This window comes from Acidocella sp. KAb 2-4, assembly GCF_020567705.1.
Taxonomy (GTDB): domain Bacteria; phylum Pseudomonadota; class Alphaproteobacteria; order Acetobacterales; family Acetobacteraceae; genus Acidocella.
The window spans coordinates 18,107-41,318 of sequence record NZ_JAJDJU010000022.1 but is presented as its reverse complement, the minus strand read 5'-3'; the positions used below and the strand labels follow the sequence as shown (position 1 = coordinate 41,318).

General features: G+C 68.1%; 22 protein-coding genes. 8 read left to right on the top strand and 14 right to left on the bottom strand.

The genetic code is table 11. The features are described from left to right. Positions 1 to 145 precede the first annotated feature (145 nt). Entirely contained in the window at positions 146 to 769 is a 624-nt protein-coding gene (locus LI953_RS12780; RefSeq protein ID WP_227076477.1) for a glycine zipper family protein, read from the top strand. Positions 770 to 784: 15 nt separating this feature from the next. On the opposite strand, the gene LI953_RS12775 is transcribed toward LI953_RS12780, so the two are convergent. Further along, on the bottom strand, positions 785 to 1,117 hold the full coding sequence (locus LI953_RS12775) for a hypothetical protein (protein WP_227076476.1): 333 nt from the start codon (positions 1,115 to 1,117) through the stop codon (positions 785 to 787). Between the two features lie 271 nt (positions 1,118 to 1,388). Further along, positions 1,389 to 1,721, bottom strand: a complete 333-nt coding sequence (locus tag LI953_RS12770; protein WP_227076475.1) for a hypothetical protein — start codon at positions 1,719 to 1,721, stop codon at positions 1,389 to 1,391. Between the two features lie 139 nt (positions 1,722 to 1,860). Between LI953_RS12770 and LI953_RS12765 the strand changes: the two genes are divergently transcribed. Beyond that, positions 1,861 to 2,757, top strand: coding sequence for a LysR family transcriptional regulator (locus LI953_RS12765; RefSeq protein WP_227076474.1), 897 nt, complete (start codon positions 1,861 to 1,863; stop codon positions 2,755 to 2,757). Here LI953_RS12765 and LI953_RS12760 read toward each other — a convergent pair. Genes LI953_RS12760 through LI953_RS12740 form a run of 5 tightly spaced genes read right to left on the bottom strand, consistent with a single transcriptional unit; the run spans position 2,754 to position 7,203 of the window. After that, complete coding sequence (locus tag LI953_RS12760; protein ID WP_227076473.1) at positions 2,754 to 3,965, bottom strand: TIGR03862 family flavoprotein; 1,212 nt, start codon at positions 3,963 to 3,965, stop codon at positions 2,754 to 2,756. The genes LI953_RS12765 and LI953_RS12760 overlap by 4 nt on opposite strands. Before the next feature lie 50 nt (positions 3,966 to 4,015). Further along, the gene (locus tag LI953_RS12755; protein ID WP_227076472.1) at positions 4,016 to 4,381 is read right to left on the bottom strand and encodes a phenol hydroxylase subunit P4; all 366 of its coding nucleotides are present in this window, start codon (positions 4,379 to 4,381) and stop codon (positions 4,016 to 4,018) included. 12 nt (positions 4,382 to 4,393) lie between these two features. Continuing rightward, the gene (locus LI953_RS12750) at positions 4,394 to 5,908 is read right to left on the bottom strand and encodes an aromatic/alkene/methane monooxygenase hydroxylase/oxygenase subunit alpha (RefSeq protein ID WP_227076471.1); all 1,515 of its coding nucleotides are present in this window, start codon (positions 5,906 to 5,908) and stop codon (positions 4,394 to 4,396) included. Positions 5,909 to 5,927: 19 nt separating this feature from the next. Then, positions 5,928 to 6,200, bottom strand: coding sequence for an MmoB/DmpM family protein (locus tag LI953_RS12745; protein WP_227076470.1), 273 nt, complete (start codon positions 6,198 to 6,200; stop codon positions 5,928 to 5,930). Positions 6,201 to 6,210: 10 nt separating this feature from the next. Further along, on the bottom strand, positions 6,211 to 7,203 hold the full coding sequence (locus LI953_RS12740) for a hypothetical protein (RefSeq protein ID WP_227076469.1): 993 nt from the start codon (positions 7,201 to 7,203) through the stop codon (positions 6,211 to 6,213). Between the two features lie 366 nt (positions 7,204 to 7,569). On the opposite strand from LI953_RS12740, the gene LI953_RS12735 reads away from it, so the two are divergent. Genes LI953_RS12735 through prpF form a run of 3 tightly spaced genes read left to right on the top strand, consistent with a single transcriptional unit; the run spans position 7,570 to position 12,049 of the window. Next, positions 7,570 to 8,268, top strand: coding sequence for a GntR family transcriptional regulator (locus tag LI953_RS12735; RefSeq protein ID WP_227076468.1), 699 nt, complete (start codon positions 7,570 to 7,572; stop codon positions 8,266 to 8,268). Further along, positions 8,265 to 10,862 (top strand): Fe/S-dependent 2-methylisocitrate dehydratase AcnD, encoded by a 2,598-nt coding sequence (gene acnD, locus LI953_RS12730; RefSeq protein ID WP_227076467.1) that lies wholly within the window; start codon positions 8,265 to 8,267, stop codon positions 10,860 to 10,862. Before LI953_RS12735 ends, acnD begins: the two co-directional genes overlap by 4 nt. 5 nt (positions 10,863 to 10,867) lie before the next feature. Continuing rightward, the gene (gene prpF, locus LI953_RS12725; protein WP_227076466.1) at positions 10,868 to 12,049 is read left to right on the top strand and encodes a 2-methylaconitate cis-trans isomerase PrpF; all 1,182 of its coding nucleotides are present in this window, start codon (positions 10,868 to 10,870) and stop codon (positions 12,047 to 12,049) included. A gap of 68 nt (positions 12,050 to 12,117) precedes the next feature. Here prpF and LI953_RS12720 read toward each other — a convergent pair whose 3' ends face one another. Then, complete coding sequence (locus LI953_RS12720) at positions 12,118 to 13,620, bottom strand: cryptochrome/photolyase family protein (RefSeq protein ID WP_227076465.1); 1,503 nt, start codon at positions 13,618 to 13,620, stop codon at positions 12,118 to 12,120. Further along, positions 13,617 to 15,098, bottom strand: a complete 1,482-nt coding sequence (locus LI953_RS15615) for an FAD-binding domain-containing protein (RefSeq protein ID WP_227076464.1) — start codon at positions 15,096 to 15,098, stop codon at positions 13,617 to 13,619. Before LI953_RS15615 ends, LI953_RS12720 begins: the two co-directional genes overlap by 4 nt. Positions 15,099 to 15,324: 226 nt before the next feature. Here LI953_RS15615 and LI953_RS12710 point away from each other — a divergent pair, with 226 nt between their 5' ends. From LI953_RS12710 to LI953_RS12700, 3 genes are read left to right on the top strand one after another with little or no spacing between them, the layout of a single operon-like run. Then, positions 15,325 to 16,782, top strand: coding sequence for an APC family permease (locus LI953_RS12710; RefSeq protein ID WP_227076463.1), 1,458 nt, complete (start codon positions 15,325 to 15,327; stop codon positions 16,780 to 16,782). A 33-nt stretch (positions 16,783 to 16,815) separates the two neighbouring features. Beyond that, positions 16,816 to 17,583 (top strand): SDR family NAD(P)-dependent oxidoreductase, encoded by a 768-nt coding sequence (locus LI953_RS12705; protein ID WP_227076462.1) that lies wholly within the window; start codon positions 16,816 to 16,818, stop codon positions 17,581 to 17,583. A 44-nt stretch (positions 17,584 to 17,627) separates the two neighbouring features. Beyond that, positions 17,628 to 17,945 (top strand): 2Fe-2S iron-sulfur cluster-binding protein, encoded by a 318-nt coding sequence (locus LI953_RS12700; protein ID WP_227076461.1) that lies wholly within the window; start codon positions 17,628 to 17,630, stop codon positions 17,943 to 17,945. Here LI953_RS12700 and polX read toward each other — a convergent pair. Genes polX through LI953_RS12675 form a run of 5 tightly spaced genes read right to left on the bottom strand, consistent with a single transcriptional unit; the run spans position 17,942 to position 23,209 of the window. Next, a complete protein-coding gene (polX, locus tag LI953_RS12695; RefSeq protein ID WP_227076460.1) occupies positions 17,942 to 19,666 on the bottom strand; it encodes a DNA polymerase/3'-5' exonuclease PolX in 1,725 nt (574 codons plus the stop codon). The genes LI953_RS12700 and polX overlap by 4 nt on opposite strands. An 11-nt stretch (positions 19,667 to 19,677) precedes the next feature. Next, positions 19,678 to 20,148 (bottom strand): DUF3775 domain-containing protein, encoded by a 471-nt coding sequence (locus LI953_RS12690; RefSeq protein WP_227076459.1) that lies wholly within the window; start codon positions 20,146 to 20,148, stop codon positions 19,678 to 19,680. Positions 20,149 to 20,173: 25 nt separating this feature from the next. Further along, entirely contained in the window at positions 20,174 to 20,989 is an 816-nt protein-coding gene (locus LI953_RS12685; protein ID WP_227076458.1) for a FoF1 ATP synthase subunit gamma, read from the bottom strand. Beyond that, on the bottom strand, positions 20,986 to 22,494 hold the full coding sequence (locus LI953_RS12680) for a F0F1 ATP synthase subunit alpha (RefSeq protein ID WP_227076457.1): 1,509 nt from the start codon (positions 22,492 to 22,494) through the stop codon (positions 20,986 to 20,988). The genes LI953_RS12685 and LI953_RS12680 overlap by 4 nt, the downstream gene beginning before the upstream one ends. After that, positions 22,484 to 23,209 (bottom strand): F0F1 ATP synthase subunit delta, encoded by a 726-nt coding sequence (locus LI953_RS12675; RefSeq protein WP_227076456.1) that lies wholly within the window; start codon positions 23,207 to 23,209, stop codon positions 22,484 to 22,486. Before LI953_RS12675 ends, LI953_RS12680 begins: the two co-directional genes overlap by 11 nt. Positions 23,210 to 23,212 lie beyond the last annotated feature (3 nt).

The following is a 23,212-nucleotide window of genomic DNA, read 5'->3' as shown; positions in this document are numbered from 1 at the left end:
CACGGCGGACCGGGCGAAAACACGCATTTGACTGAGTGTTAGCCGATCCGCCGCGCCGGGCTGTTGACGAAAATCAATGCCGCGGGGCGGCGGGCCTCGTTAGGGTGCGGGGTGTGATCCAGCCTTGTGTGAAAGGGGGTCTGGCATGAACACCCGTCTTCTCGCTGTCAGCGCCATGGCGCTGCTCAGCGGTTGTGCCGTGGCGCCACCCATGGGGCCGAGCATCATGGTGACGCCCGGCCAGGGTAAGAGTTTCGACGCCTTCCAGGCGGATGATTACGATTGCCGTAACCAGGCGGCGCAAAGCATCGGGTATCAGGCACAAGGCGCGTCGCAGGCGAGCGAGCAGAACGGCGCGGCCGCAGCTGTTTCCGGCACGGTGATCGGCGCCGCCGCAGGCGCGCTGCTTGGCGCGGCGGCAGGTAATGCCGGGGCGGGGGCGGCCATTGGCGCGGGTACCGGGCTGGTGATTGGCGCCACCCAGGGAGCCGCGATGGCGCAGGACACAGCGGGCGAGCTGCAGTGGCGCTATGACACCACCTACGCCCAGTGCATGGCGGCGATGGGCAACCAGGTGCCCACCCTGCCGCCAGCCAGTGTTTACAGCTACCCGCCGCCGCCCGCGGGGTATTACCCGTATATGCCGTATCCGCCAGCTTACGCGTTCTATCCGGGCTACGGCTATATCTACCCGCCGATCACCTTCTTCTACGGATTCGACGGGCGCGGTGGCGGCGATTTTGGTCCGCCACACAGGCTACATCATTAGCGGGGGAACGCCTGGTTACGAGCGGGTGACGTAAACCTGCACAATCTTGCCGTCCTTCACCGCAGTGCCGTTCCAGCCGGCATGCACCGGGGTCTGCGCCGGGGCGCTGGTTTCGGTCGGGTTCAGTTCGGGGTGCGGGTCGGCCAGAGACGGCGCCGCGGCGCTCAGCGTAACGTTGCTATAGCCCTCGGCCTGAAGCTGCGTGGCCAGCTGCGCCTGGCTCTCCAGCCCGGCGGCGGGCACCTTCACCGACGGGGTGGGGCCGAAGAACCCCATCGCGGCGGCGGGCTGGGCCAGGCTCAGCAGAGAGGCAGCGGCCAGAGCGGCAGCGGAAGCGGAGAAACGCATTGGAATGATCCTTGAGTTTGCGTGTTGCAAATGAGAGGCGGTTACAACCGTCTTTCCGCCAGCGGATATGCTCCAGCGCGTCTGATTTGATAATCTGGTGTTTTTCTCTTTGTCTTTGCACCAATAGTTCATAATCTGGATCTAGCGGCGGCATGCGCCCGCCGAATGGGCGCAAAAGGCCAGCAGACCGCCAAAAACGGCCGCGGCCCGGCGGCGGAGGAGACCCCCGCCACACGGGCCGCATGGCTGATATGTAGGTGCTTTGGTTTACTTACGAGTGAGAGGCATAAACCTGCACGGTTTGCCCGTCTTTCTGGGCGGTGCCGTTCCAGCCGTCACGCACCGGGGTCTGCGCCGGGTTGCCGCTCTCGCTCGGGTTCAGCTCGGGATGCGGGTTGGCCAGGCTCGGCTCGGCGGAGGTCAGGGCGACATTGCTATACCCCTGGGCGCTGAGCTGCGCGGCCAGCTGGGCCTGGCTCTCAAGGCCAGCGGCATGAACATGCACGGCGGGAGCCGGGGCGAACGAACCAGCGGCGGCGGCGGGCTGAGCCAGGCTCAGCAGAGAGGCAGCGGCCAGAGCGGCGGCATAAGCGGAGAAACGCATGGGAATTGTCCTTTGGGGTTTGCGATTGAGAGGCGGCTTCAACCGTCTTTCCGCGGCTGGATATGCTCCCCTCGGACAAAATTGATAATCAGGAGAATTTCTCTTTGTCTTTGAACCGCTGGTTAATAATATTGGTGGCATGGACCGTCTCGCCAAAATGACCGCCTTTGCCAGGGTCGCGGAAACCGGCAGCTTCACCAAGGCCGCGCATGCGTTGCGGGTGTCACCCACCATTATCAGCAAGCATGTGCGCGAGCTGGAGGAATCGCTCGGCGTGCGGCTGCTCAACCGCACCACGCGCCATGTCAGCCTGACCGAAATCGGCCATGTCTATTACGAGCAATGCCACGAATTGCTCGACCAGCTGGAGGCGCTGGAGAACGTGGCCGGGCAGTTGCAGAACACGCCGACCGGCCTGGTGCGGCTGAGCGCGCCGCTCGCGCTGGGCACGGCCAGAATCGCCCCGGCCCTGCCCCGCTTCGCCGCCGCCTATCCGAGCGTGACGGTCGAGCTGATCCTGACCGACCGTTATGTGGATCTGGTGGAGGAAGGCTTCGACATGGCGGTGACGATGAACCAGCCGCCCGAGTCGAGTTACATCACCCGCACCCTGGGCAGCACCGGCACATTGCTTTGCGGCGCGCCCGCCTATTTGGCGCAACACGGCACCCCGGACTCACCCGCGGCGCTGACCGGGCATAACTGCCTGAGCCTGCTCACGCCGCAGCTGGGCGGGGCGTGGCGGTTCACCCGCGCCGACGGCTCGGTGGAGACAGTGAAGGTGAGCGGCAATGTGCGCAGCAACAGCGCGGCGGCGCTGCTGGCGGTGGTGCTGCTGGGCCAGGGGCTCTCCTTTCTGCCGGATTTTCTGGTCGCGCCAGCCTTGGCCGAGGGGCGGCTGGTGCGGCTGCTGCCCGAGTACTCGACGCCGCCGATCCCGGTCCACATGGTTTATTCGCCCGGACGGCACCTGACCGCGAAGCTGCGCGCCTTCGCCGATTTCCTGATCGAGACATTCGCGCCGCCGGGGCGCTAAACCGCCTGCCCGTGCTGGCGCAGCCAAGCCAGCGCCCCCTGCCCCGCCGCGCGCCCGGTGGCGAGACAGGCTTGCAGCAGGTAGCCGCCGGTCGGGGCTTCCCAATCCAGCATCTCGCCCGCGGCGAACAGGCCGGGATGGCGGCGCAGCATCAGGGCATCATCCAGCTCCGCAAGGCGGATGCCGCCGGCAGTGGAAATCGCCCGCGCCAGGCCAGAGGGGGCCAGCAGGCGCAGGGGCAAGGCTTTGATGAGCGCGGGCAGGTCGGCCGCCGCGCCGGCATGCCGGGCTTCCTGCACCAGCCCGATCGCCACCGGGGAGAGGCCGGCCTGTTTGCGTAGCCGGGTGGAGAGCGATTCGCTGCCCCCGCCGGCAAGGCGCTGGGCGAGCTGCGCGGCGGTGAGCTCGGGGCGCAGATCGAGGCGCAGCTCCGCCGCACCGTCGCGGGCGATGGCCTCGCGCGCCAGAGCGGAGATGGCATAGACCGCGCCGCCCTCGATGCCGTCGCTGGTGATCATCAGCTCGCCCGGCACGGTGACACCGGCGCAGGTGAGGGTGACGCGCTTGACCGGGGTGCCCGCGAATTTTTCGGCGAAGCGCGCTGACCAGCCGACGGTGAAGCCGCAATTCGCCGGGCGCAGCTTCGCGATCTCGACATCGGGGAGCAGCGCCGTCCACGCCCCGTTGCTGCCCAAGCGCGGCCAAGAGGCGCCGCCCAGCGCCAGCACCGTGGCATCGGCGGCGAAGACGCGGCCATCGGCGAAGCGCAGCCGCCCGGCCTCGTCCCAGCCCGCCCAGCTGGCGCGGGTGACGATGCTCACGCCCAGCCCTTGCAGGCGGCGCAGCCAGGCGCGCAGCAGCGGGCTGGCCTTCATCGCCACCGGAAACACGCGGCCGCTGCTGCCGATGAAGGTCTCCTGCCCCAGCCCGGCGCACCAGGCGCGCAGGGCCTCGGGCGGAAAGGCGGCGATGTGCGGCGCCAGCCACTCCGCCGCCGCGCCATAGCGGGCGAGGAAGCGGGGCAGCGGCTCGGAATGGGTGAGGTTGAGCCCGCCGCGCCCGGCCATCAGGAATTTGCGCCCGAGGCTGGGCATGCGCTCGAACAGCGTGACCGCCACCCCGGCCTCGGCCAGGGTCTCGGCGGCCATCAGCCCGGCGGGGCCGCCGCCGATGATGGCGGCGCGCGAAGAAGGGAAATGCGTGGTCACGCGCCCTTATGCACCGCCCCGGCGCGGAAACGCCAGAGCGGCGGGGCGTGTCAGTTCGCGGTGCCCTGATAGCCGTGCAGGCCGGGCGTCCAGAACCGGATCAGCGATTTATGGCCGATGCCGTTCTCGACGATGGACTTGCCGAAATCGGGCGTTGCCCGCTCGTCATCGATCATCCATTCCGCCTGGCTCCAATCGATCCGCGCGGCATCGGGGTGATCGCCATAGATGCCCATGGCGATCTCGCAGATGGCGCCGAACGGCGTGCCGGGCGGCAGCGGTACGCCGAAGGCGGAGACAAAGGAGATATGCTCCTCCCAATGCACATAGACGAGCATGGCGCCGTGATAGAGCGATTGCTCATCGCGGTATTCGATGTAGTCCTCGTAATCGGGGGTGATGGCGACAACAGACATGCGTGTGTTTCCTTAGCTGGCTTCGCTGAAGCGTTGCGCGGTCCAGGCGTTCCACAGGGCTTCGTCGGGCGAGCCGACATAATCGCCGTTATCGACGCCGACATTGATCTTGTACCAATCCAACACTTCCGGAACGGTGGCGCCGCCGCAATTGCCCTGGAAGATCTGGTTCACCGGCAGCCAGGACTGGACATATTTCTCCGGCTCGCCGTCGAAGATGTCCTTGCAACCATCGGAGCAGAAATGATAGCGCGTGCCTTTGAACACCGAGCTGCGAAAGCAGGTCTTGGTGGGGTCGCCGGGCTCGGTGTAGAGCATCGGCAGCTGGCAGCAGCTGCAGAGCTGCGGCAGGCCGTTGAAGAAGAAGCGCTTGCCCTCCTTCTCCTGCTTCGCCCACATCTCGAACCGCGGGCGGTAATATTTGTCGAAGGTGTTGGGGTATTTCGCGGAGAGCCAGTCGAGATGCTCGGCATCGGGCATCCAGGCATGGAACCCGGCGACATGGCAGAGCTGGTAGAACAGCCCCCAATTCTGGTGCGAGATATGCTCGCCAGCCTCGGTGGCGATATCGGCATATTTCGGCATCTTCAGCCCATAGCGCGCGAGATCCTGGAACAGCGCGCCGCCGGCCTCGACGAAATAAATATCCCATGCCTCCTTCCAGCTCATCACCTTCTTGGGCAGCATGTAGTCCATCATCGCGGCGACGATGCCGAGCAGGCGGAAGCCGCGCCAGAACCATTTATCCACCCAGCGCTGCACGATCGGCAGATTATCCGGGTGCTGTTCGAGCAGGAACTTGATCACCTCGATGCCCAGCGTCATGTGCCGGCTTTCATCCGATTGCGCGGAGAAGCCGAAGGTCACCGTCGACATGTCGCCATTATAGGCGGCGCCGGACATGAACGGCACGAACAGCAGATTGGTGAGCACGTATTCAAAGGCGAAGCCGACCGCGACCATGAACTCGAACGGTCCGGCGGTGCGGGCGTCGTCGAAGAAGCTCTTCGGCACCGAGAGATAGAACACGCGGTCATGCTGGATCGGGAATTCCGACATGCCATCGAAATATTTGTTGTAATGGCTGATCGTGTGGATCTGCGTCTGCACATGGCGCAGCTCGTCGAGCGACTGCATCTGGCAGGCGACGCGCGTGCCCGCGCCGCGCAGATGCCGCCCGGTGAAGGCGAAGCCGCGATGCGCCTGGTATTCCTCGGGCGAGATGCCGGTGAGGAAGACCTTCAGCACGTTGATGTAGCGGCCATCGGAAACGCCGGTCTGGCCGTTATTCTGGGCGAAGGCGTCGATCACCGCATAGAGCTTGCGCTCCTTTTCCGCCTGGAATTTCCAATAGGAATCCATGGTCAAGCGGAACGGGTCCTCCCAGCCGGACCAGTCCTTGATCTTGATGCCCTCGAATTTGTCGTAGGGGTAGATGTCGTCGGCGGATTGGTAGCTCGGCTCCCAGTCGAGATCGCGCGTGAGGAACTCGTAGCGCTGCTTCAGGCTTAGTTTCTTGGCGGTCATTGCGGTTTTTCCCTCGCTCTTATTTGTGCCAGCTCAGGGTGAACTGGTCGTCATCCTCTTCCAGATTGCCCGCCATGGAGACGAGCACGAGCTGGATCTCCTGCGGGCTCCAGGCGCGGCCCATGCGTTCCTCGACCGAGGCGCGGTTGACCCGTAGGCGGCCATCGCAATCGAGCTTGACGGCGCCTGGCATGTTGAGCACGCACACATCGGGATTATCGGCCATGATGGCGTCGATGATCGGGCGGGCGTCGTCGTTGCGCATCAGCGTGATGGAGGCGAGCTGTGTCATCATCGCCCCCTTACAGCGCCAGGCCGAGCTTGCGCCCGTGCCCGCGCGCGGCGTCGCCCGCGGCGCGGGCGGCGGCGCCATGGTCGCCCAGCAGCGCGGCGCTGAGCGGCTCCGCCGCCGTCACGGCGCGCGCGATCCAGCGCTCCGCCCAGCCGGAGATCAGCGCCTTGTTCGCCTCCGATTCCGCGGCCACGGTCTTCAGCACCGCGTCGCTCCAGCGCGTCTCGTCGGCGGCCCAATCGGCCATGAACCCGGTGAGCATGGCCAGCGCCAGGCCGGATTCGGGAAAAGCCTGCTCCAGCGCGCCGTAAACCAGTTTCAGCACAACTTCGTTCACGCCCAGCACCTGCGCGGTGAACAGTTCGAACCAGTCGCGCTGGACCAGCGTGTCCTCGATCATCTGCCGCACGCCCTGCCAGGCGGGGTTGCTCATCCAGCCCTGCTTGGCGGCGGCGAGGCAGGCGCCGGTCTGGCCATCCAGCGCCAGGCCGATGCGGCTGACGATCTGCGCCATGCCGAGCTGGTCGCCGGCGGAGAAGATGCAGGGCGCGGTGACGGCCGTGCCATAGCCGCGCTGACAGATCTCGGCCATGTTCATGTTGCTGCCCCAGTGCAGATGGCGCACCGGCAGCAACAGGCTGGTCACCCGCGCGCGCTCGGCGTCGGAGATCGTCGCCAGCAACCCACGCTCCTCGACGAAGGTGAAATTGCGCTCGCCGGCGCTCTGCATGTTGGCGCGGGCGATGTTGTAGCTGCCGTAATAATACTGGCGCGGGTCGAGCGGCTTGTACCAATCCGCCATCACCACCGCGGTCTTGCGCGTGTCATATTGCCAGAATTGCGGCTCCCAAAGCGGCTTGTAGTGAAAATTCTCGGTCGCCTGCAGGTCCAGCGTGGCTTCCTGGTAGCGCGTGGCCGGTTTGTCGCCGCCCAGGCGCCGGGCGACATGGGCGAAAGTCTGCCGCTTGGGCGTTAAATCCACGGTCTTGATCTGGACGCTCAAAATTCCTCTCCTTTTTTGTTGCGGCGGCGCGGGGGGCAAAAAACGGCGCGGCGCCCCGTTCCCGGCCCGGGTGGGCGGGCGGTGATCGGCGTGGTCTCATGTCATGCTGTGGCGGGCGGGCCGGCCTTAGCGGCGCCCTCGCGGCTTGGTGCCGTCTCGCATGGGGTTTCCTCGGCGTCTGTTGATGTTGGGCGGAGTATTCGGGATCACGCGATGGTGGAAAAATACTTTTTTGCGCCGCGCGGCATACCGTTCGAGTATGAAATTACGGGGCGCCGGGCAATTGGCTTTATTGTTGACAATCTGACGGGCGCGACTTAGAAATCAGGCGAATTTCGGGGCAATAGGCAGATTATTGTCAACACTATGCAGAAAGCGCAGACCATGCTGAGCGGCGGCGCGGCCGAGGGCGAGACCCTCTCGGACCATGTGCTGCGGCTGCTGCAATCGGCCATCGTGAAGGGCGAGATCGCGCCGGGGAGCAAGATTTCCGAGCCCGAGCTGGCCCGCGCCTATGGCATCAGCCGCGGCCCGCTGCGCGAGGCGCTGCACCGGCTGGAGGGGCAAAAGCTGATCGTGCGCATCCCGCATGTGGGGGCGCGGGTGGCCTCGCTCAGCCGCCAGGAATTGAGCGAACTCTACCAGATCCGTGAATCGCTGGAGGGGCTGGCCTGCCGGCTGGCGGCCGAGCGCATGCGCCCGGAGGAGGTGGAGGAGCTGCGCGGGGTGCTGCGCGAGCATGAGCGCGACGAAGCCTTCCAGGCCGGGCGCGGCTATTATCTGCAGGAAGGCGATTTCGACTTCCATTACCGGATCGTGCAGGGCAGCGGCAACGGCATGCTCATCCGCCTGCTCTGCGATGAACTCTACCAGCTCGCGCGCATGTACCGCATCCAATATTCGGCCACGCCGCACCGCCCGGCCCAGGCCTTCGCTGAGCATCACCGGATTCTTGACGCCATCGCCGAAGGCGATGGCGAGCTGGCGGAGCTTTTGATGCGCCGCCACATCCGCACCTCCCGCCTCAACATCGAACGCCAAATCCCGAAGGAAACCAGCGCATGAACACAAAATACCGCAAGCCATTGCCCGGCACCGGGCTGGATTATTTCGACGCAAGCGAGGCCGTCGAGGCGATCGCCCCCGGCGCCTGGGCCGGGCTGCCCTATACCTCGCGCGTACATGCCGAGAACCTGGTGCGCCGCTGCGAGCCGTCGCAGCTCACCGCCTCGCTCAAGCAGCTGATCGAGCGCAAGCGCGATCTCGACTTCCCCTGGTACCCCGCCCGCGTGGTCTGCCACGACATTCTGGGCCAGACCGCGCTGGTGGACCTCGCCGGGCTGCGCGACGCCATTGCCGATAAGGGCGGCGACCCGGCCAAGGTGAACCCGGTGGTGCCGGTGCAGCTGATCGTCGATCACTCGCTGGCGGTGGAATATGGCGGGTTTGACAAGGACGCCTTCGCCAAGAACCGCGCCGTCGAGGACCGCCGCAACGAGGACCGCTTCCACTTCATCAACTGGACCAAGGAAGCCTTCGACAATGTGGACGTGGTGCCCGCGGGCAATGGCATCATGCACCAGATCAACCTGGAGCGGATGTCGCCGGTGGTCTTCAGCAAGGATGGCGTCGCCTTCCCCGACACGCTGGTCGGCACCGATTCCCACACCCCGCATGTCGACGCGCTGGGCGTGATCGCGGTGGGCGTCGGCGGGCTGGAGGCCGAGAATGTGATGCTCGGCCGCGCCTCCTGGATGCGCCTGCCGGACATCATCGGCGTGGAGCTGAGCGGGCACCGCCAGCCCGGCATCACCGCCACCGACATCGTGCTGACGCTCACCGAGTTCCTGCGCAAGGAGAAGGTCGTCGGCGCTTATCTGGAATTCTACGGCGCCGGCGCGTCGAGCCTGACCATCGGCGACCGCGCCACCATCTCCAACATGGCCCCCGAATACGGCGCCACCGCGGCGATGTTCGCGATCGACGAGCAGACCATCGAGTATCTGCGCCTCACCGGCCGCGCGCCGGAGCAGGTGAAGCTGGTCGAGACCTATGCCCGCACCGCCGGGCTATGGGCCGACACGCTGAAAGACGCCAAATATGAGCGCGTGCTGAAATTCGACCTCAGCTCCGTCGTGCGCACGCTGGCCGGGCCCTCCAACCCGCATCGCCGCCTGCCGGTTTCGGCCCTGGCCGAGCGCGGCGTGGCCGCGCCCTGGACGCTGGAGGAAGGCAAGATGCCGGATGGCGCGGTGATCATCGCCGCCATCACCAGCTGCACCAACACCTCCAACCCGCGCAACGTGATCGCCGCCGCGCTGCTGGCGCGCAACGCCAACAAGGCGGGGCTCACCCGCAAGCCCTGGGTGAAATCCTCGCTCGCCCCCGGCTCCAAGGCCGTGGCGCTGTATCTGGACGAGGCCGGGCTGACCGCCGATCTGGAGAAGCTGGGCTTTGGCATCGTCGCCTTCGCCTGCACCACCTGCAACGGCATGTCCGGCGCGCTGGACCCGAAGATCCAGCAGGAGATCATCGACCGCGACCTGTATTCCGTGGCCGTGCTCTCGGGCAACCGCAATTTCGACGGGCGCATCCACCCCTATGCCAAGCAGGCCTTCCTGGCCTCGCCGCCGCTGGTGGTGGCCTATGCCATCGCTGGCACCATCCGCTTCGACATCGAGAAGGACGTGCTCGGCATCACCCCTGATGGCAAGGAAATCCGCCTCAAGGATATCTGGCCCTCCGACGAGGAGATCGACGCCGTGGTCGCGTCCTCGGTGAAGCCCGAGCAGTTCCAGAAAGTGTATGAGCCGATGTTCGGCCATCGCGGCGCGCGCAAGCAGGTGAGCCCGCTTTACGCCTGGCGCGCGCAGAGCACCTATATCCGCCGCCCGCCCTATTGGGAGGGCGCGCTGGCCGGCGAGCGCACGCTGAGCGGCATGCGGCCGCTGGCGGTGCTGGGCGACAACATCACCACCGACCATCTCTCGCCCTCCAACGCCATTCTGCCCAACTCGGCGGCGGGCGAGTATCTGGCCAAGATGGGCCTGCCGGAGGAGGATTTTAACTCCTACGCCACCCATCGCGGCGACCACCTGACGGCGCAGCGCGCCACCTTCGCCAACCCGACCCTGCTCAATGAGATGGTCCGCGCCCCGGATGGCGCGGTGAAGAAGGGCTCGCTGGCCCGCGTGGAGCCGGAAGGCCAGGTAATGCGGATGTGGGAGGCGATCGAGACCTACATGAACCGCCGCCAGCCGCTGATCATCGTGGCGGGCGCCGATTACGGCCAGGGCTCCTCGCGCGATTGGGCGGCCAAGGGCGTGCGCCTGGCCGGTGTGGAGGCGATCGTGGCCGAGGGCTTCGAGCGCATCCACCGCACCAACCTGATCGGCATGGGCGTGCTGCCGCTGGAGTTCAAGCCCGGCACCACCCGCCTCACCCTGGGGCTGGACGGCACCGAGACCTATGACGTGAAGGGCGAGCGCAAGCCGCGCGCCGATCTCACGCTGGTGATCCACCGCAAGGATGGCAGCACCACCGAGGTGCCCGTGACCTCGCGTCTGGACACGGCCGAGGAAGTGTCGGTGTACGAGGCGGGCGGCGTGCTGCAGCGCTTCGCGCAGGACTTCCTGGAAGCGGCGCAGGCGGCGGAGTGATGGACATGACCTTCGCACCGCAGATCAAGGTTCCCGCCACCTATATGCGTGGCGGCACCTCCAAGGGCGTGTTCTTCGTGCGCGATGAACTGCCCGCGGCCGCGCGCACGCCCGGCAAGGCGCGCGACACCCTGCTGATGCGCGTGATCGGCAGCCCGGACGCTTACGGCAAGCAGATCGACGGCATGGGCGGGGCGACCTCCTCGACCTCGAAAACCGTGATCATCAGCCGCAGCGAAAAGCCCGATCACGACGTCGACTACCTGTTCGGGCAGGTCGCCATCGACAAGGCGTTCGTCGACTGGTCGGGCAATTGCGGCAATCTCTCCGCCGCGGTCGGCCCGTTCGCGATCCGCAACGGGCTGGTCGACCCCGCCCGCCTGCCCGCCAACGGCACGGCGGTGATCCGCATCTGGCAGGCTAATATCGGCAAGACGATCATCGCGCATGTGCCGATGACCAATGGCGAAGTGCAGGAAACCGGCGATTTCGAGCTCGACGGCGTGACCTTCCCCGCCGCCGAGGTGGTTCTGGAATTCATGGACCCGGCCGAGGAGGGCGATGGCGGCGCGCTGTTCCCCACCGGCAAGCTGATCGATGATCTGGAGGTGCCGGGCATCGGCACCTTCAAGGCGACGATGATTAATTCCGGCATCCCGACGATTTTCCTCAACGCCGAGGCGCTGGGCTATACCGGCACCGAGTTGCAGGAGGACGTGAACAGCGACGCCGCGGCGCTGCAGAAGCTGGAGACGATCCGGGCTTACGGCGCGCTGAAGATGGGGCTGATCAAGTCGCTCGACGAAGCCGCTTCGCGCCAGCACACGCCGAAGATCGCCTGGGTGGCGCCGCCAAAGGCTTACACCGCCTCGTCCGGGAAGCCGATCGGGGCTGGGGATATCGACGTGCTGGTGCGCGCGATGTCGATGGGCAAGCTGCACCACGCGATGATGGGCACCGCCTCGGTCGCCATCGCCACCGCGGCGGCGATCACCGGCACGCTGGTCAATTTGGCCGCGGGCGGGGGCGAGCGCGAGACGGTATGCTTCGGCCATCCCTCGGGCACGTTGCGCGTCGGCTCCAAGGCGCAACTCGTCAACGGCGAGTGGCAGGTGAGCAAGGCGATCATGAGCCGCTCGGCCCGCGTGCTGATGTCCGGCTGGGTGCATGTGCCCTTCGCCGGGTAATCCCGCCAGGGTTTGAGCCTCCCGAAACCGCCCGGCCCTAGGCCGGGTGGTTTTTTATTGGCCCGGGGCTAGAGCGCCGCCAGCACCTCCCCGGCCCGCGCGCGCAGCGCCGCCAGGGCTTCGGGCGCCATGCGGCCGAGGTTTTTATAGGCCAGGGCAAGGCGCGGGTTGCGCGCCAATGTGTCGCGGTGTCGGGCCAGGAAATCCCAGTACAGCGCGTTGAACGGGCAGGCGCGCGGGCCGGTTTTCTGCGTCACGTCGTAGCGGCAATGGCGGCAGTAATCCGACATGCGGTTGATATACGCCCCGCCCGCCGCATAGGGTTTGCTCGCCAGCAGCCCGCCATCTGCGAACAGCACCATGCCGGAGACGTTCGGCAGCTCCACCCATTCATAGGCATCGGCATAGACCAGCAGATACCATTCGTTCACGGCGCGCGGGTCGAGCCCCGCGAGCAGGGCGAAATTGCCGAGCACCATCAGCCGCTGGATGTGATGCGCATAGGCGTTGGCGCGGGTTTCGGCCACGCATTGGCGCAGGCAGTTCATCTCGGTCTCGCCGGTCCAGTAAAATTCCGGCAGAGGCCGGGTGGCGCCGAGCGCGTTCTGCGCGGCGTAGCCGGGCATCTTCAGCCAGTACAGCCCGCGCACATATTCCCGCCAGCCGAGGATCTGGCGGATGAAGCCTTCGGCGGCGTTGAGCGGCGCCGCCCCGGCGCGGTAGGCGGCCTCGGCGGCGGCGATGCACTCGCCGGGCAGCAGCAGGCCGCAATTGAGGTAGAGGGCGATATGGGAATGGAACAGCCAGGGTTCGCCCTGGCGCATCGCGTCCTGGTAATCGCCGAAGCGGGAGAGGCGCTGGGCGATGAACTGGCGCAGCGCCGCCAGCGCGCCGACGCGGGTGACGGCATAGGCGAACGGGCGCAGATCGCCGAAATGATCGGGGAACTGGCGTTCGACCAGGGCCAGCACGGCCTCGGTCAGCGCGTCCGGCAGTTCGGCGTAGGGCGGCGGGATGGTGAGGCCAGGGGGCAGCGGCTTGCGGTTTTCGGTGTCGAAATTCCACTGCCCGCCTTCGGGTTCGCCATCGCGCATGAGCACGCCGCGGCGCGCGCGGAGCTGGCGGTAGAAGAATTCCATGCGCAGCTGCTTGCGCCCCTCGGCCCAGGCGGCGAAATCGGCGCGAGTGGAGAGGAAGCGCGTATCCTCCAGCAATTCCGCCCCCAGCCCGCGCAGCATCTCGGCGACGCGGTATTCGCCGGGCCAGGTGGCGATGATCCCGGTGGCGCCATGGCGGGTTTGGGCGCGCGCGATCTCCCCGGCGAAGCTCTGCGTGTTGTCCGGGTCGTCCAGCGTTACGTAATCGACCTTGTATCCCGCCGCGCGCAGCTCCTGCGCGAAATGGCGCATGGCCGAGAGCAGAAAGGCGATCTTTTTCTTGTGGTGGCGCGGCGTGATGGCTTCGGCGCGCACCTCCATCATCAGCACCACGTCACGCGCTTTGTCGGCCATGGCGAGGCTGGGCAGGCCGAGGCTGAGCTGGTCGCCCAGCACGGGGAACAGGCGGGTCATGCGAACAGGTCTCCGGCCGCCGGGGGTGGTTTTTGCCGCTTGCGCCGGGGCGGCGGGCGCTTGCGGCTGCCATGTTTTTGCACGATGGCGCTGGCGGTTCGCCGATGCGCGGGGGTTTTGCGCAGCGCGTAGATGCTGGCCGCCGCCTGCTTGCGGGCGGCGGCCTCATCGACGATCTGCGCCGGATAGCCGGGCGGAGGTTCGGGCGCGGTCCAGGGCGCGTGGAGCAGCCCGGACGGCAGATGCGCGATCTCGGGCACCCAGGTGCGGATGAAGTCGCCGTCCGGGTCATGGTCCAGCCCCTGCTTCACCGGGTTGTAGAGGCGCAGCGTGTTGATGCCGGTGGTGCCGGATTGCATCTGCACCTGCGGGTAATGGATGCCCGGCTCGTAATCGGCGAACAGCCGGGCCAGATGCAGCGCCGGTTCGCGCCAATCGAGCCATAGATGGCCGCTGGCGAAACTCACCAGCATGGCGCGCATGCGGAAATTGATCCAGCCCGTGGCGGTGAGCGCGCGCATGCAGGCGTCGATCATCGGGTAGCCGGTGCGCCCCCCGGCCCACGCGGCGAAGCGGGCGGCGTCGTGCCCGCGCAGACCGTTATAGGCCGGGTGTAGGTTTTCGAATTCCAGGCGCGGCTCGCTCTCCAGCTTCTGGATGAAATGGCAATGCCAGTGCAGCCGCGCCTCGAAGGCGCGCAGGGCCAGCGGCCAGGCGCCGCGCTCGGGCTTGGGCAGGGCCGCGACCTCGCGCTGGCGGCGGCGCGTGGCCTGCACCACCTCGCGCAGCGAGAGCGCGCCCAGCGACAGCGGCACCGACAGGCGCGAGCAATCCTGCACCGCCGTGCGTGGCGAGGACATGCCGCGCGCATAGCCCGCTCCGGCCTCGCGCAGAAACACGCCCAGCCGGGCGATCGCGGCGGGGCGACCCGGATGCAGCGGCCCGGCGGCGAAAGGCGCCGGATCGGGCAGCGAGTCGCTGCGCAGATCGGCGGGCGGGGGCAGCGCGGGCACCGGATAGACAGGCTGCTCCATCACCCCGCGCCAGAGCGCATCCCACTGGTTGCGGCTGCCCAGGCGCCGCACCACGGCGCCGCTCTGGTATTGGTGCCACGCCACCCCGGCGCGGCGCGCCCAGCGCGCCACCGCGCGGTCGCGCGCATAGCTCCAGCCATTGCCGGTCTCCTGATGCGACCACAAGCTGCAGCCGGGATGCACCCGTGCCAGCTCGTCCAGCACCTCGACCGCCGCGCCCACGCGCACCACCAGGCGCTGGCCGCGCCGCGCCAGGCTGGCGCACAGATCGAGCAGCGCGGCATGCAGGCAGGCATAATGGCGCGGGCTCAGATCCGGCTGGCGCCAGAGTTCGGGCTCGAAGATGTAGAGCGCGATGAGCGGGCCTTGCCGCTGCGCCGCGTGCCAGAGCGGCGCGTGATCGGCCAGGCGCAAATCACGCTTGAACCAGACGATCTGTGTCACCCGCGCTCCCCTGCCAGATGCATCCGCACCGCCCCTCCGCCATGCCCGCCGCGGGCGCTCCTGCGGGATATACGTAAGAAACCGAATAAGTTAAGGTAACCATGTTGGGATTTAATCGATCTGACCCCTGCCCTAGGCTCCGCCAGACAATGTTACGTGGATGACCGGAGCCCGCCGGCCAGACGACCTCGCCCGACAAACAAGAATCCGCAACCGAGGAGCCGCCATGTCTGACACCGCTTCCCTCCCGCCGCAGCAGGCGCGGTTGAAATCCAACTCCGTTGGCCTGCCGGGCGCGGTCATCATGTCCGCCGCGATCATGGGCCCGGCGGTCTCCACCTTTTTCAACCCGCAATTCTCCACGCCATTTTCGGGCCCGGCGACGCCGTTTGTGTATTTCGCCTGCCTGATCGCCATGCTCATCACCGCCAGCGGCATCATGGAGATGGCGGCGCAAACGCCGAGCGCGGGGTCGTTTTACACCTATGTCGCGCAGGGGTTGGGGCCGCATGCGGGGTTCATCACCGGCGGGCTGATGTTCCTGGCCTATGCGCTGCTGCCGCCGATCGAGGTGGCGCTGATCGGCGCCTATCTGCAACAGACCATCCAGCAGGAATTCGGCCTCAACATCCCCTGGGGGCTGATCTCGCTGCTGCCCTGGGGGTTCATGACCTTCCTGGCGCTGGAGGGAATTCAAGCCTCGCTGCGCACGGCGATGATCCTGTTCCTCATCGAGGTCGGCGTGGTGCTGACGATGGCGGTAATCGTGGTCGCCATGGGCGGGGCGCATGGGCTGTCGCTGCATCCACTGGCGCCCAGCTCGTCGCCGCACGGCACCCAGGGGCTGGTGATCGGCGCGGTGTTTGCGGCGCTCAGCTTCGTCGGCTTCGAGGGCGCGACCACGCTGGGCGAGGAGGTGCGCCAGCCCCGGCGCAACGTGCCGCTGGCGATCGCGCTCTCCACCATCACCGTCGGCGCCATCTACACCTTCTGCATCTGGGCCGAGGTGATCGGGCTGGGCGATGACAAGGTGAACGCGCTGACCGGCGCCTCGACCCCGTGGAACGACCTCGCGCATATGTATGCGCCGTGGATGACGCCGCTCATCATCCTGGCCTCGGTCTCCAGCATGTTCGCGGTGTCGGTGAACTCCAATTCCGGCATCGTGCGCATTCTCTACACCATGGGCCGCGAGGGGCTGTTGCCGCGCCCGCTCGCGCATATCAACCCCAAGCACAACACGCCCTCCAACGCCGTGCTGTTCCAGAGCGCGCTCACCTTCGCCATCGTGCTGGTGGTCGGGGCGCTCTCGGGCGGGCTGGCCAACCCCGATGGCGGCAGCAATGTTTATGGCTATCTCGGCTTTCTGCTGACGCTGGCCATTCTCGTCGTCTATGTGTTCGCCAACGTCGCCGCCATCGCCTATTTCATGCGCCAGGGCAGCCGCCGGTTGATCCGCCATCTCGTGCTGCCGGTCATGGGCGGGCTGATGATGATCGGGCTGTTCGCCGGGCAAATCGTGGAAAATAGCGGCGCGCCCTATACCTGGATGCCCTGGATCACGCTCGCCTGGTTCGGCCTGTTCGCCGCCGGGGCCGCGTGGCTCGCCATCACCCGGCCGGAGACGCTGCGCAAGGCCGGGGCGGTGCTGGGTTCGGATGAGCCGGTGAAGCTGGGCGGTTAAAACCCACACAACCACAACAAGGAGGTTTCGCGCATGAGGCAACGGTTCCAGGACAAGACGGTGCTCGTCACCGGCGGGGCGGGCGGCGCGGGCGAGGCGGCGGCGCGGATGTTCGCCGCCGAGGGCGCGCGCGTCGGCATTATCGACCGCGCGAAGGAGAATGGCGAGCGCGTGGCCGCCGAGATCGCCGCCACCGGGGCCAAGGCGGCCTTCGCGCAGGCCGATGTGTCGCGCGCGGCGGAGGTGAACGCGGCGGTCGAGGCCATCACCAAGGCACTCGGCGCGCCCACCGTGCTGTTCAACCACGCCGGCACGATCATCGTGAAACCCTTCCTGGAAACCACCGAGGAGGAATGGGACTGGCTGATGGCGGTGAACGTGAAGAGCATGTTCCTCGTCACCAAGGCGGTGCTGCCGGGCATGATCGCGGCCGGGGGCGGCAGCATCGTCTGCACCTCGTCGATCTCGGCCATCGCCGCCACGCCGATGGAGGTGGTCTACAACACCAGCAAGGGCGCGGTGCATATGTTCGCCCGCGCCATCGCCGTGGATTTCCGCGAGCAGAACATACGCTGCAACGCGGTCTGCCCCGGCTTCATCCGCACCCCGCACGGCATGAACGAGGTGGCGAAGCTGACCGCGCTCGGGGTTGACGCATCCGAGAGTGTGATCGCCGCACAGCAGGGGCGGATGTGCGAACCCGAGGAGGTGGCGCGCGCCGCGCTGTTCCTGGCCAGCGACGACGCCTCCTTCATCAACGGCACGCATCTATTCGTGGATAACGGCTTCACCGCCGTGTAGCCGGGGCATGGCGCCGCGGCGCGGGGCGATGCTAGAGGGCGTGTATGCCGCATCTCATCGTCACCGGCCGCGACGGCCAGACCCGCCGGATCGAATACCGCCCCAGCCGGGCGCTCTCCGACGCGCTGCATGAGGGCGGCTATATGGAGCTGCGGGCGCTGTGCGGCGGCTGCATGACCTGCGCCACCTGCCATGTCTATGTCGATCCGCGAAGCCCGGCCTCGCGCCCGCCCTTTGGCGAGCTGGAGGGGATCGTGATCGGCGGCCTCGCCGCGCCGCGCGAGAATTCGCGCCTCGCCTGCCAGCTCGTGCTCACCGCGGCGGAGGACGGGCTGGCGCTCACCATCCCGCCCGAGGGTTAGCGCCGCTGGCGTAGCAAGGCGCGCAGCGCGGGCAGCGGTCTGGTGTTCAGCACATCCGCCGCCTCCAGCCAGCCGCGCCGGGCCTGATCGACACCGAAGCGCATGAAGCCGAGTTCGGCATCGCCATGCGCATCTGTGGAGATGGCAAGTTTCAGCCCAAGCGATTTGGCCATCCGGCAATGCGCGTCGTTCAAATCCAGCCGCTCGGGCTGGGCGTTGAGTTCCAGGAAGCAGCCGCGCTCGGCCGCGCCGCGCATCACGCGCGCCATGTCCAGCGCATAGGCCGGGCGCTGGTTGAGCAGCCGTCCGGTGGGGTGGGCGAGGATGGTGAAGCAGCGATGGTCCATGGCGCGCAGAAGCCGCTCGCTCTGCTGGGCGGGCGGCAGGTCGAAGCGCGAATGGACGGCGCCGACCACCAGATCGAGCCGGGACAACACATCATCCGGCAGGTCGAGCGTGCCGTCTTCCAGGATATCCACCTCGATGGATTTGAGGATCGTGAAGCCGGGGGTATCGGCGTTCAGGCGGTCGATCTCCTCCATCTCCCGCGCCAGGCGTTTCGCGTCCAGCCCGTGCGCCATGCGCAGGCGGCGGCTATGGTCGGTGATGGCGATATAGGCGTAGCCACGGGCGCGCGCGGCCTCGGCCATGCCGCGCAGGCTGGTGCGGCCATCGCTGGCGGTGGTGTGCATGTGCAGATCGCCCCTGATGTCGTCCAGCGTAAGCAGATGCGGCAGGCGGTTCGCGCGGGCGGCGGCGATCTCGCCCTGGTCCTCGCGCAGTTCGGGCGGAATCCAGCGCAGGCCGAGCCGCTCGTAGAGGTCCGCCTCGGTCGCCCCGGCCACACGCCGCGGGCCCCGGTGCAGCCCGTATTCGTTCAGCTTCAGCCCCTGGTCGAGGGCGATCTGGCGCAGCGCGATGTTATGCGCCTTGGCCCCGGTGAAATAGCACAGCGCGGCGCCGTAACTCTCCGGCGGCACCACGCGCAGATCCACCTGCAAGCCGCCGCGCAGGCGGATGGTGGCGCGGGTCGGCCCCCGCTCCACCACCTCCGCCACCGCCTCATAGCCGGTGAAGCGGCGCATCACCGGCGCGCTCTCTGCCGCCACCGCCACGATGTCGAGATCGCCCACCGTCTCGCGCCGGCGCCGGAAGCTGCCCGCGATCTCGGCGGCGCTCACGCCCTCCGCCTGGCGCAGATAGGCCAGCAGGGGCTGCGCGGTCTGCTCGGCCACGGCCAGCAGGGTGCGCGGCGCCGCGCCCGCGCCGCCGGCCAGGGCATCCACGATCTTGGCCGCCAGCCCGGCGCCGAAGCCGGGCACGCCGCGCAGCTTGCCGTCCGCCGCCGCCTGGCGCAGCGCCGCCACGCTGTCGATGCCCAGCGCCTCGTGCAGCGCATGCACGCGCTTGGGCCCCAGCCCCGGTATCGCCAGCAGCGCCGCGATGCCGGGTGGCGTCTCGCGCTCCAGCTCAAGCAGCAGCGGCGGCGCGCGCCCCTGCGCCAGGGTCGCGATCTTACCCGCCAAATCCGGGCCGATGCCGGGCAGATCGTCGAGATCCTCGCCCGCGGCCAGCATGTCCGCCACCGCGCGCGGCAATTCGCCGACCAGCCGCGCGGCGCGGCGATAGGCGCGGATGCGGAACGGGTTGGCACCCTCGATGTCGAGCAGATCGGCAATCTTGTCGAGCTGGGCCGCGATCTCGGCGTTGCTGGCGGGCATCACGCCCCCGGCTAATCCTGCACGCTGGCGCAGCTGAGGCCGAATTGCGCCAGCGCCTCCTCAAGATAATCGGCCAGCAGCGGGATGCCCAGCAGGTAGTCGGCGGTGCGGCCGTTATAGGCGTTCACCGCCTCGCCCCGCAGCGCGCCCCAGGAGTCGAGATCGCCATCGCCGCGCCCGAGCCAGACCAGGGTGACGAGGTCGAGCTGCGCGTCCTCGTTGAGATCGTCGATGACCGCGGTGATCTCGGCCACCACCGGGTCGTCCGCATGGTCCTCCAGCACGGCGCGCATGTCGTCATCGCTGGGGTTGGAACCGGGATCGGGTTCGGAGACTTCGTCCTTGGCGTCGAACTCGCGCGCCTTGGTGATGATGAAGCAGATGGTTTCCAGCGGAATGGACAAGGTGGGTTCGTCGGCCATGGCGTCCTCGCTTTGCGCTTGCAGGCGGGTATTGGAGCCACAGCTGCCGCGCGCGGGCATTGATATTCCGCAAGCTGACGGGAATTTATAGGCTCGCGGCGAGCTCGACGATCTCGGCGGTGATCTCCTCCTGGCGGACGACGCGGCGCGTCTGCTCCAGCCCCTGGAGCTGCGCCTCGATATGCAGGTGCGCCGCCGCCATCGTCGCCATGCGCGCCTCGTTCTCGGCCACGAAGCTGTGCAGCGCCGCCTGGCAGAGCACAGCGTGGACATGGTCGGCGGTCAGCCCCTCCAGCAGCGCCGCCGGGGGCAGGGTGAGCAAGGGCGGATTATGTGGCGCGGCGACGGGGAAATCCGCCGGGTCGAGCGGCAGCAGGCGGCGGCGCTGGAGCTGCAGCCCGGCGGCGGGCAGCCAGCGGCAATACAGCGCCTCCACCGCGCCGATGCCGGTATTGGCGATGCCCTCATAGAGCGCCTGCGCGATCCGCCCCGCCAGCCCCGGCACGCCGGCCGAGGCGGCGGGGAAGGCGCAGCTCCAGGCCGGGGCGAGGCCGCGCTCAGCCGCCAGCGTGGCGCCGCGCGTGCCGATGAGGAACAGCTTCGCCCCCGCTTCGGCGGCATCCAGCACATGCGCGCTGAACGCCCCGGCGAAGCCCTGTTCGGCGCAGAGCAGCACCTGCGCGGCTTGCCCCGCCGCCACCGGGGGCGGCGGGGCGGGCAGTAGGGCGAAGCCGCGCCCGATCGCCACCTCGATGACCGCCATGTAGCCCTCCACCGCGGCCAGCTGCCCCCGCGCCGCCTGCGCCCGCGCCCCGGCGATACCGCGCATCGCGTTCACCACCGTGCCAAGCTGGCCGATATTGCCGATGCGCGCGGTAATGTCGGCCAGACGCTCGGTCATGGCGCCGCCAGCTCGCGGGCGAAGACGGTCAGCGCCGCGCGCAAGGCGGTTTCCGCCGCCCCCTCCAACCGCCCGGTGGCCTCGATCATGCGCATTGCCTCGGTTGCGTCCCGCGCCAAGCGCGCGGCCAAGCCGTGGCGGAAGGCGGCGAGGGCGTCGCTGGTGAGCGCGTCCAGCAGCCCGGATTGCGCGGCCAGCACCAGCGCAACCTGTTCGGCCAAAGGCAGCGGCGCGTGGCGCGGCTGGGTGAGGATGGCGCGCAGCTTCGCGCCGCGGAGGAGCTGGCCTTTCACCCGCGCATCCGGCATGCCGCCGAAGCGGGTGAAAATCTCCAGCTCCAGAAATTGCGCGTAGTCGAGCCGCAGCGTCTCCGCCGCCGCACGCAGCGCCGGGGCCTGCGTCTTGCCGCCGACGCGGCTGACGCTCAGCCCCACATCCACCGCCGGTTTCTGGCCCTCGTGGAACAGCCTTGCATCGAGCACGATCTGCCCGTCGGTGATCGAGATCAGGTTGGTGGGGATATAGGCGCTGAGATTGCCGGCATCGGTCTCGGCGATGGGCAGGGCGGTGAGCGAGCCGCCGCCCTTTTCGGCGCTGAGCTTGGCGGCGCGCTCCAGCAGCCGGGCATGGACGTAGAAGATATCGCCGGGATACGCCTCGCGCCCCGGCGGCAGGCGGTTGAGCAGCGCCAGCTCGCGATGCGTGGCGGCGTGCTTGGTGAGGTCGTCGATCACGACCAGCGCGTGCTGGCCGCGATCGCGGAAATATTCGGCCATGGTGAAGCCGGCGAACGGGGCGATCCATTGCAGCCCCGGCGTGGCGGCGGCGGGGGCGGCGACGATGATGCAGCGCTCCGGCGCGCCCTGCGCCTGAATCGCGGCGATCACCCGGCGCACCGCCGAGGTTTTCTGCCCCACCGCAACATAGACGCAGATCATGTCGCTGTGTTTCTGGCTGAGGATGGTGTCGGTGGCGATTGTGGTCTTGCCGATGGCGCGGTCGCCGATGATCAGCTCGCGCTGGCCGCGCCCGAGGGCGAACAGCGTATCGACCACCAGCAGCCCGGTTTGCACCGGCTGCGTCACCAGGTCGCGGTCGATGATCTCGGGCGCCGGGCGCTCCACCGGCTCGAACAGCGCGGCATTGACTGGGCCCTTGCCGTCCAGCGGGCGGCCAAGCGGATCGACCACCCGGCCCAGCAGCTCCGGCCCCACCGGCACGCGCACCACGTCGCCCGTGCCGTGCACAAGGTCGCCCACCGCCACGCGCTCCGGCGCGTCGAGCAGCACGCAGCCGATACGGGCGCGCTCCAGCACCTGGGCGAAGCCGTATTGCCCGCCTGAAAAGCGCAGCAGCTCGGAGAGCCGGGCCTGCGGCAGGCCGGAGACCATGGCGACGCCATCGGCCACTTCCTCGACCCGCCCGACCAGCTCGGTGCGCGGGCCGAGCGGCACATGCGCCAGCTTGGCGCTGGCCTCGTCCAGCCAGGACGGGTCAGGCGGCATGGTCCAGCTCCGCCCGCAGGCGCTCCAGATCCGCCCGCCAGGAATTGCGCAGGCTGAGCGCCCCGCCCGCCAGCTCCAACCCGGCGAGCACGGCGGGGTCGGCGGCGAAGCTGATCGCCACCTCGCCGCCCAGCGCCGTGCGCAGCCGGGCGGCGCAGGCGGTCTGCTCCTCGGGCGGCAGCGGGGCGGGACTGGTCACGGTGAGAACGCGCACGCCCTGGCGCAGCTCCGCCGGAAGGGTTGCGAGTTCGCGCAGCGTGCTGTCGAGAAAGGCCGCGCGCAAGGCGGGGGCATCCAGCCGCGCCACCAGCCGCCCGGCGATCCGCACCGCGAGTTCCGCCGCCTCGCCGCGCAGCGCCGCCATCGCCGTTTTTTCCTCGGCGCTCAGGCGGACGCGGGTGGCGGCCTCCAGCGCTTTCGCCGCGCTGGCGGCTTCGGCCTCGGCGGCGGCGCGCAGGCTGGCGGCCTCGGCCTGCGCCGCCGCCAGGATGGCCGCGCGCTCCTGCGCGAACCCCGCCCGCACCTGTTCGATTCCGGCCATCTGCGCCTCGGCCTCCGCCTGCCGTTTGGCGGCGTCGTCCAGCATCGCCTGCGCCGCCGCGCGCCGCTGCGCGATGATCGCGGCAACCGGGCGCCAGAAGAAGCGCTGCAACAGCCAGATGAGGATGAGGACGTTGACGGCCTGCAGCGCCAACGTGCCGAAATCGATGCTCATGCG

What these genes read in the sequence shown, in the direction of transcription:
- polX (WP_227076460.1), bottom strand. Translation starts at nt 19,666, where the DNA reads ATGCCCGCCAGCAACGCCGAGATCGCGGCCCAGCTCGACAAGATTGCC.
- LI953_RS12710 (WP_227076463.1), top strand. Translation starts at nt 15,325, where the DNA reads ATGTCTGACACCGCTTCCCTCCCGCCGCAGCAGGCGCGGTTGAAATCC.
- LI953_RS12680 (WP_227076457.1), bottom strand. Translation starts at nt 22,494, where the DNA reads ATGCCGCCTGACCCGTCCTGGCTGGACGAGGCCAGCGCCAAGCTGGCG.
- LI953_RS12745 (WP_227076470.1), bottom strand. Translation starts at nt 6,200, where the DNA reads ATGACACAGCTCGCCTCCATCACGCTGATGCGCAACGACGACGCCCGC.
- LI953_RS12685 (WP_227076458.1), bottom strand. Translation starts at nt 20,989, where the DNA reads ATGACCGAGCGTCTGGCCGACATTACCGCGCGCATCGGCAATATCGGC.
- LI953_RS12690 (WP_227076459.1), bottom strand. Translation starts at nt 20,148, where the DNA reads ATGCCCGCGCGCGGCAGCTGTGGCTCCAATACCCGCCTGCAAGCGCAA.
- acnD (WP_227076467.1), top strand. Translation starts at nt 8,265, where the DNA reads ATGAACACAAAATACCGCAAGCCATTGCCCGGCACCGGGCTGGATTAT.
- LI953_RS12700 (WP_227076461.1), top strand. Translation starts at nt 17,628, where the DNA reads ATGCCGCATCTCATCGTCACCGGCCGCGACGGCCAGACCCGCCGGATC.
- LI953_RS12770 (WP_227076475.1), bottom strand. Translation starts at nt 1,721, where the DNA reads ATGCGTTTCTCCGCTTATGCCGCCGCTCTGGCCGCTGCCTCTCTGCTG.
- LI953_RS12780 (WP_227076477.1), top strand. Translation starts at nt 146, where the DNA reads ATGAACACCCGTCTTCTCGCTGTCAGCGCCATGGCGCTGCTCAGCGGT.
- LI953_RS12750 (WP_227076471.1), bottom strand. Translation starts at nt 5,908, where the DNA reads ATGACCGCCAAGAAACTAAGCCTGAAGCAGCGCTACGAGTTCCTCACG.
- LI953_RS12735 (WP_227076468.1), top strand. Translation starts at nt 7,570, where the DNA reads ATGCAGAAAGCGCAGACCATGCTGAGCGGCGGCGCGGCCGAGGGCGAG.
- LI953_RS12775 (WP_227076476.1), bottom strand. Translation starts at nt 1,117, where the DNA reads ATGCGTTTCTCCGCTTCCGCTGCCGCTCTGGCCGCTGCCTCTCTGCTG.
- LI953_RS12755 (WP_227076472.1), bottom strand. Translation starts at nt 4,381, where the DNA reads ATGTCTGTTGTCGCCATCACCCCCGATTACGAGGACTACATCGAATAC.
- LI953_RS12675 (WP_227076456.1), bottom strand. Translation starts at nt 23,209, where the DNA reads ATGAGCATCGATTTCGGCACGTTGGCGCTGCAGGCCGTCAACGTCCTC.
- LI953_RS12720 (WP_227076465.1), bottom strand. Translation starts at nt 13,620, where the DNA reads ATGACCCGCCTGTTCCCCGTGCTGGGCGACCAGCTCAGCCTCGGCCTG.
- LI953_RS12705 (WP_227076462.1), top strand. Translation starts at nt 16,816, where the DNA reads ATGAGGCAACGGTTCCAGGACAAGACGGTGCTCGTCACCGGCGGGGCG.
- prpF (WP_227076466.1), top strand. Translation starts at nt 10,868, where the DNA reads ATGACCTTCGCACCGCAGATCAAGGTTCCCGCCACCTATATGCGTGGC.
- LI953_RS12765 (WP_227076474.1), top strand. Translation starts at nt 1,861, where the DNA reads ATGGACCGTCTCGCCAAAATGACCGCCTTTGCCAGGGTCGCGGAAACC.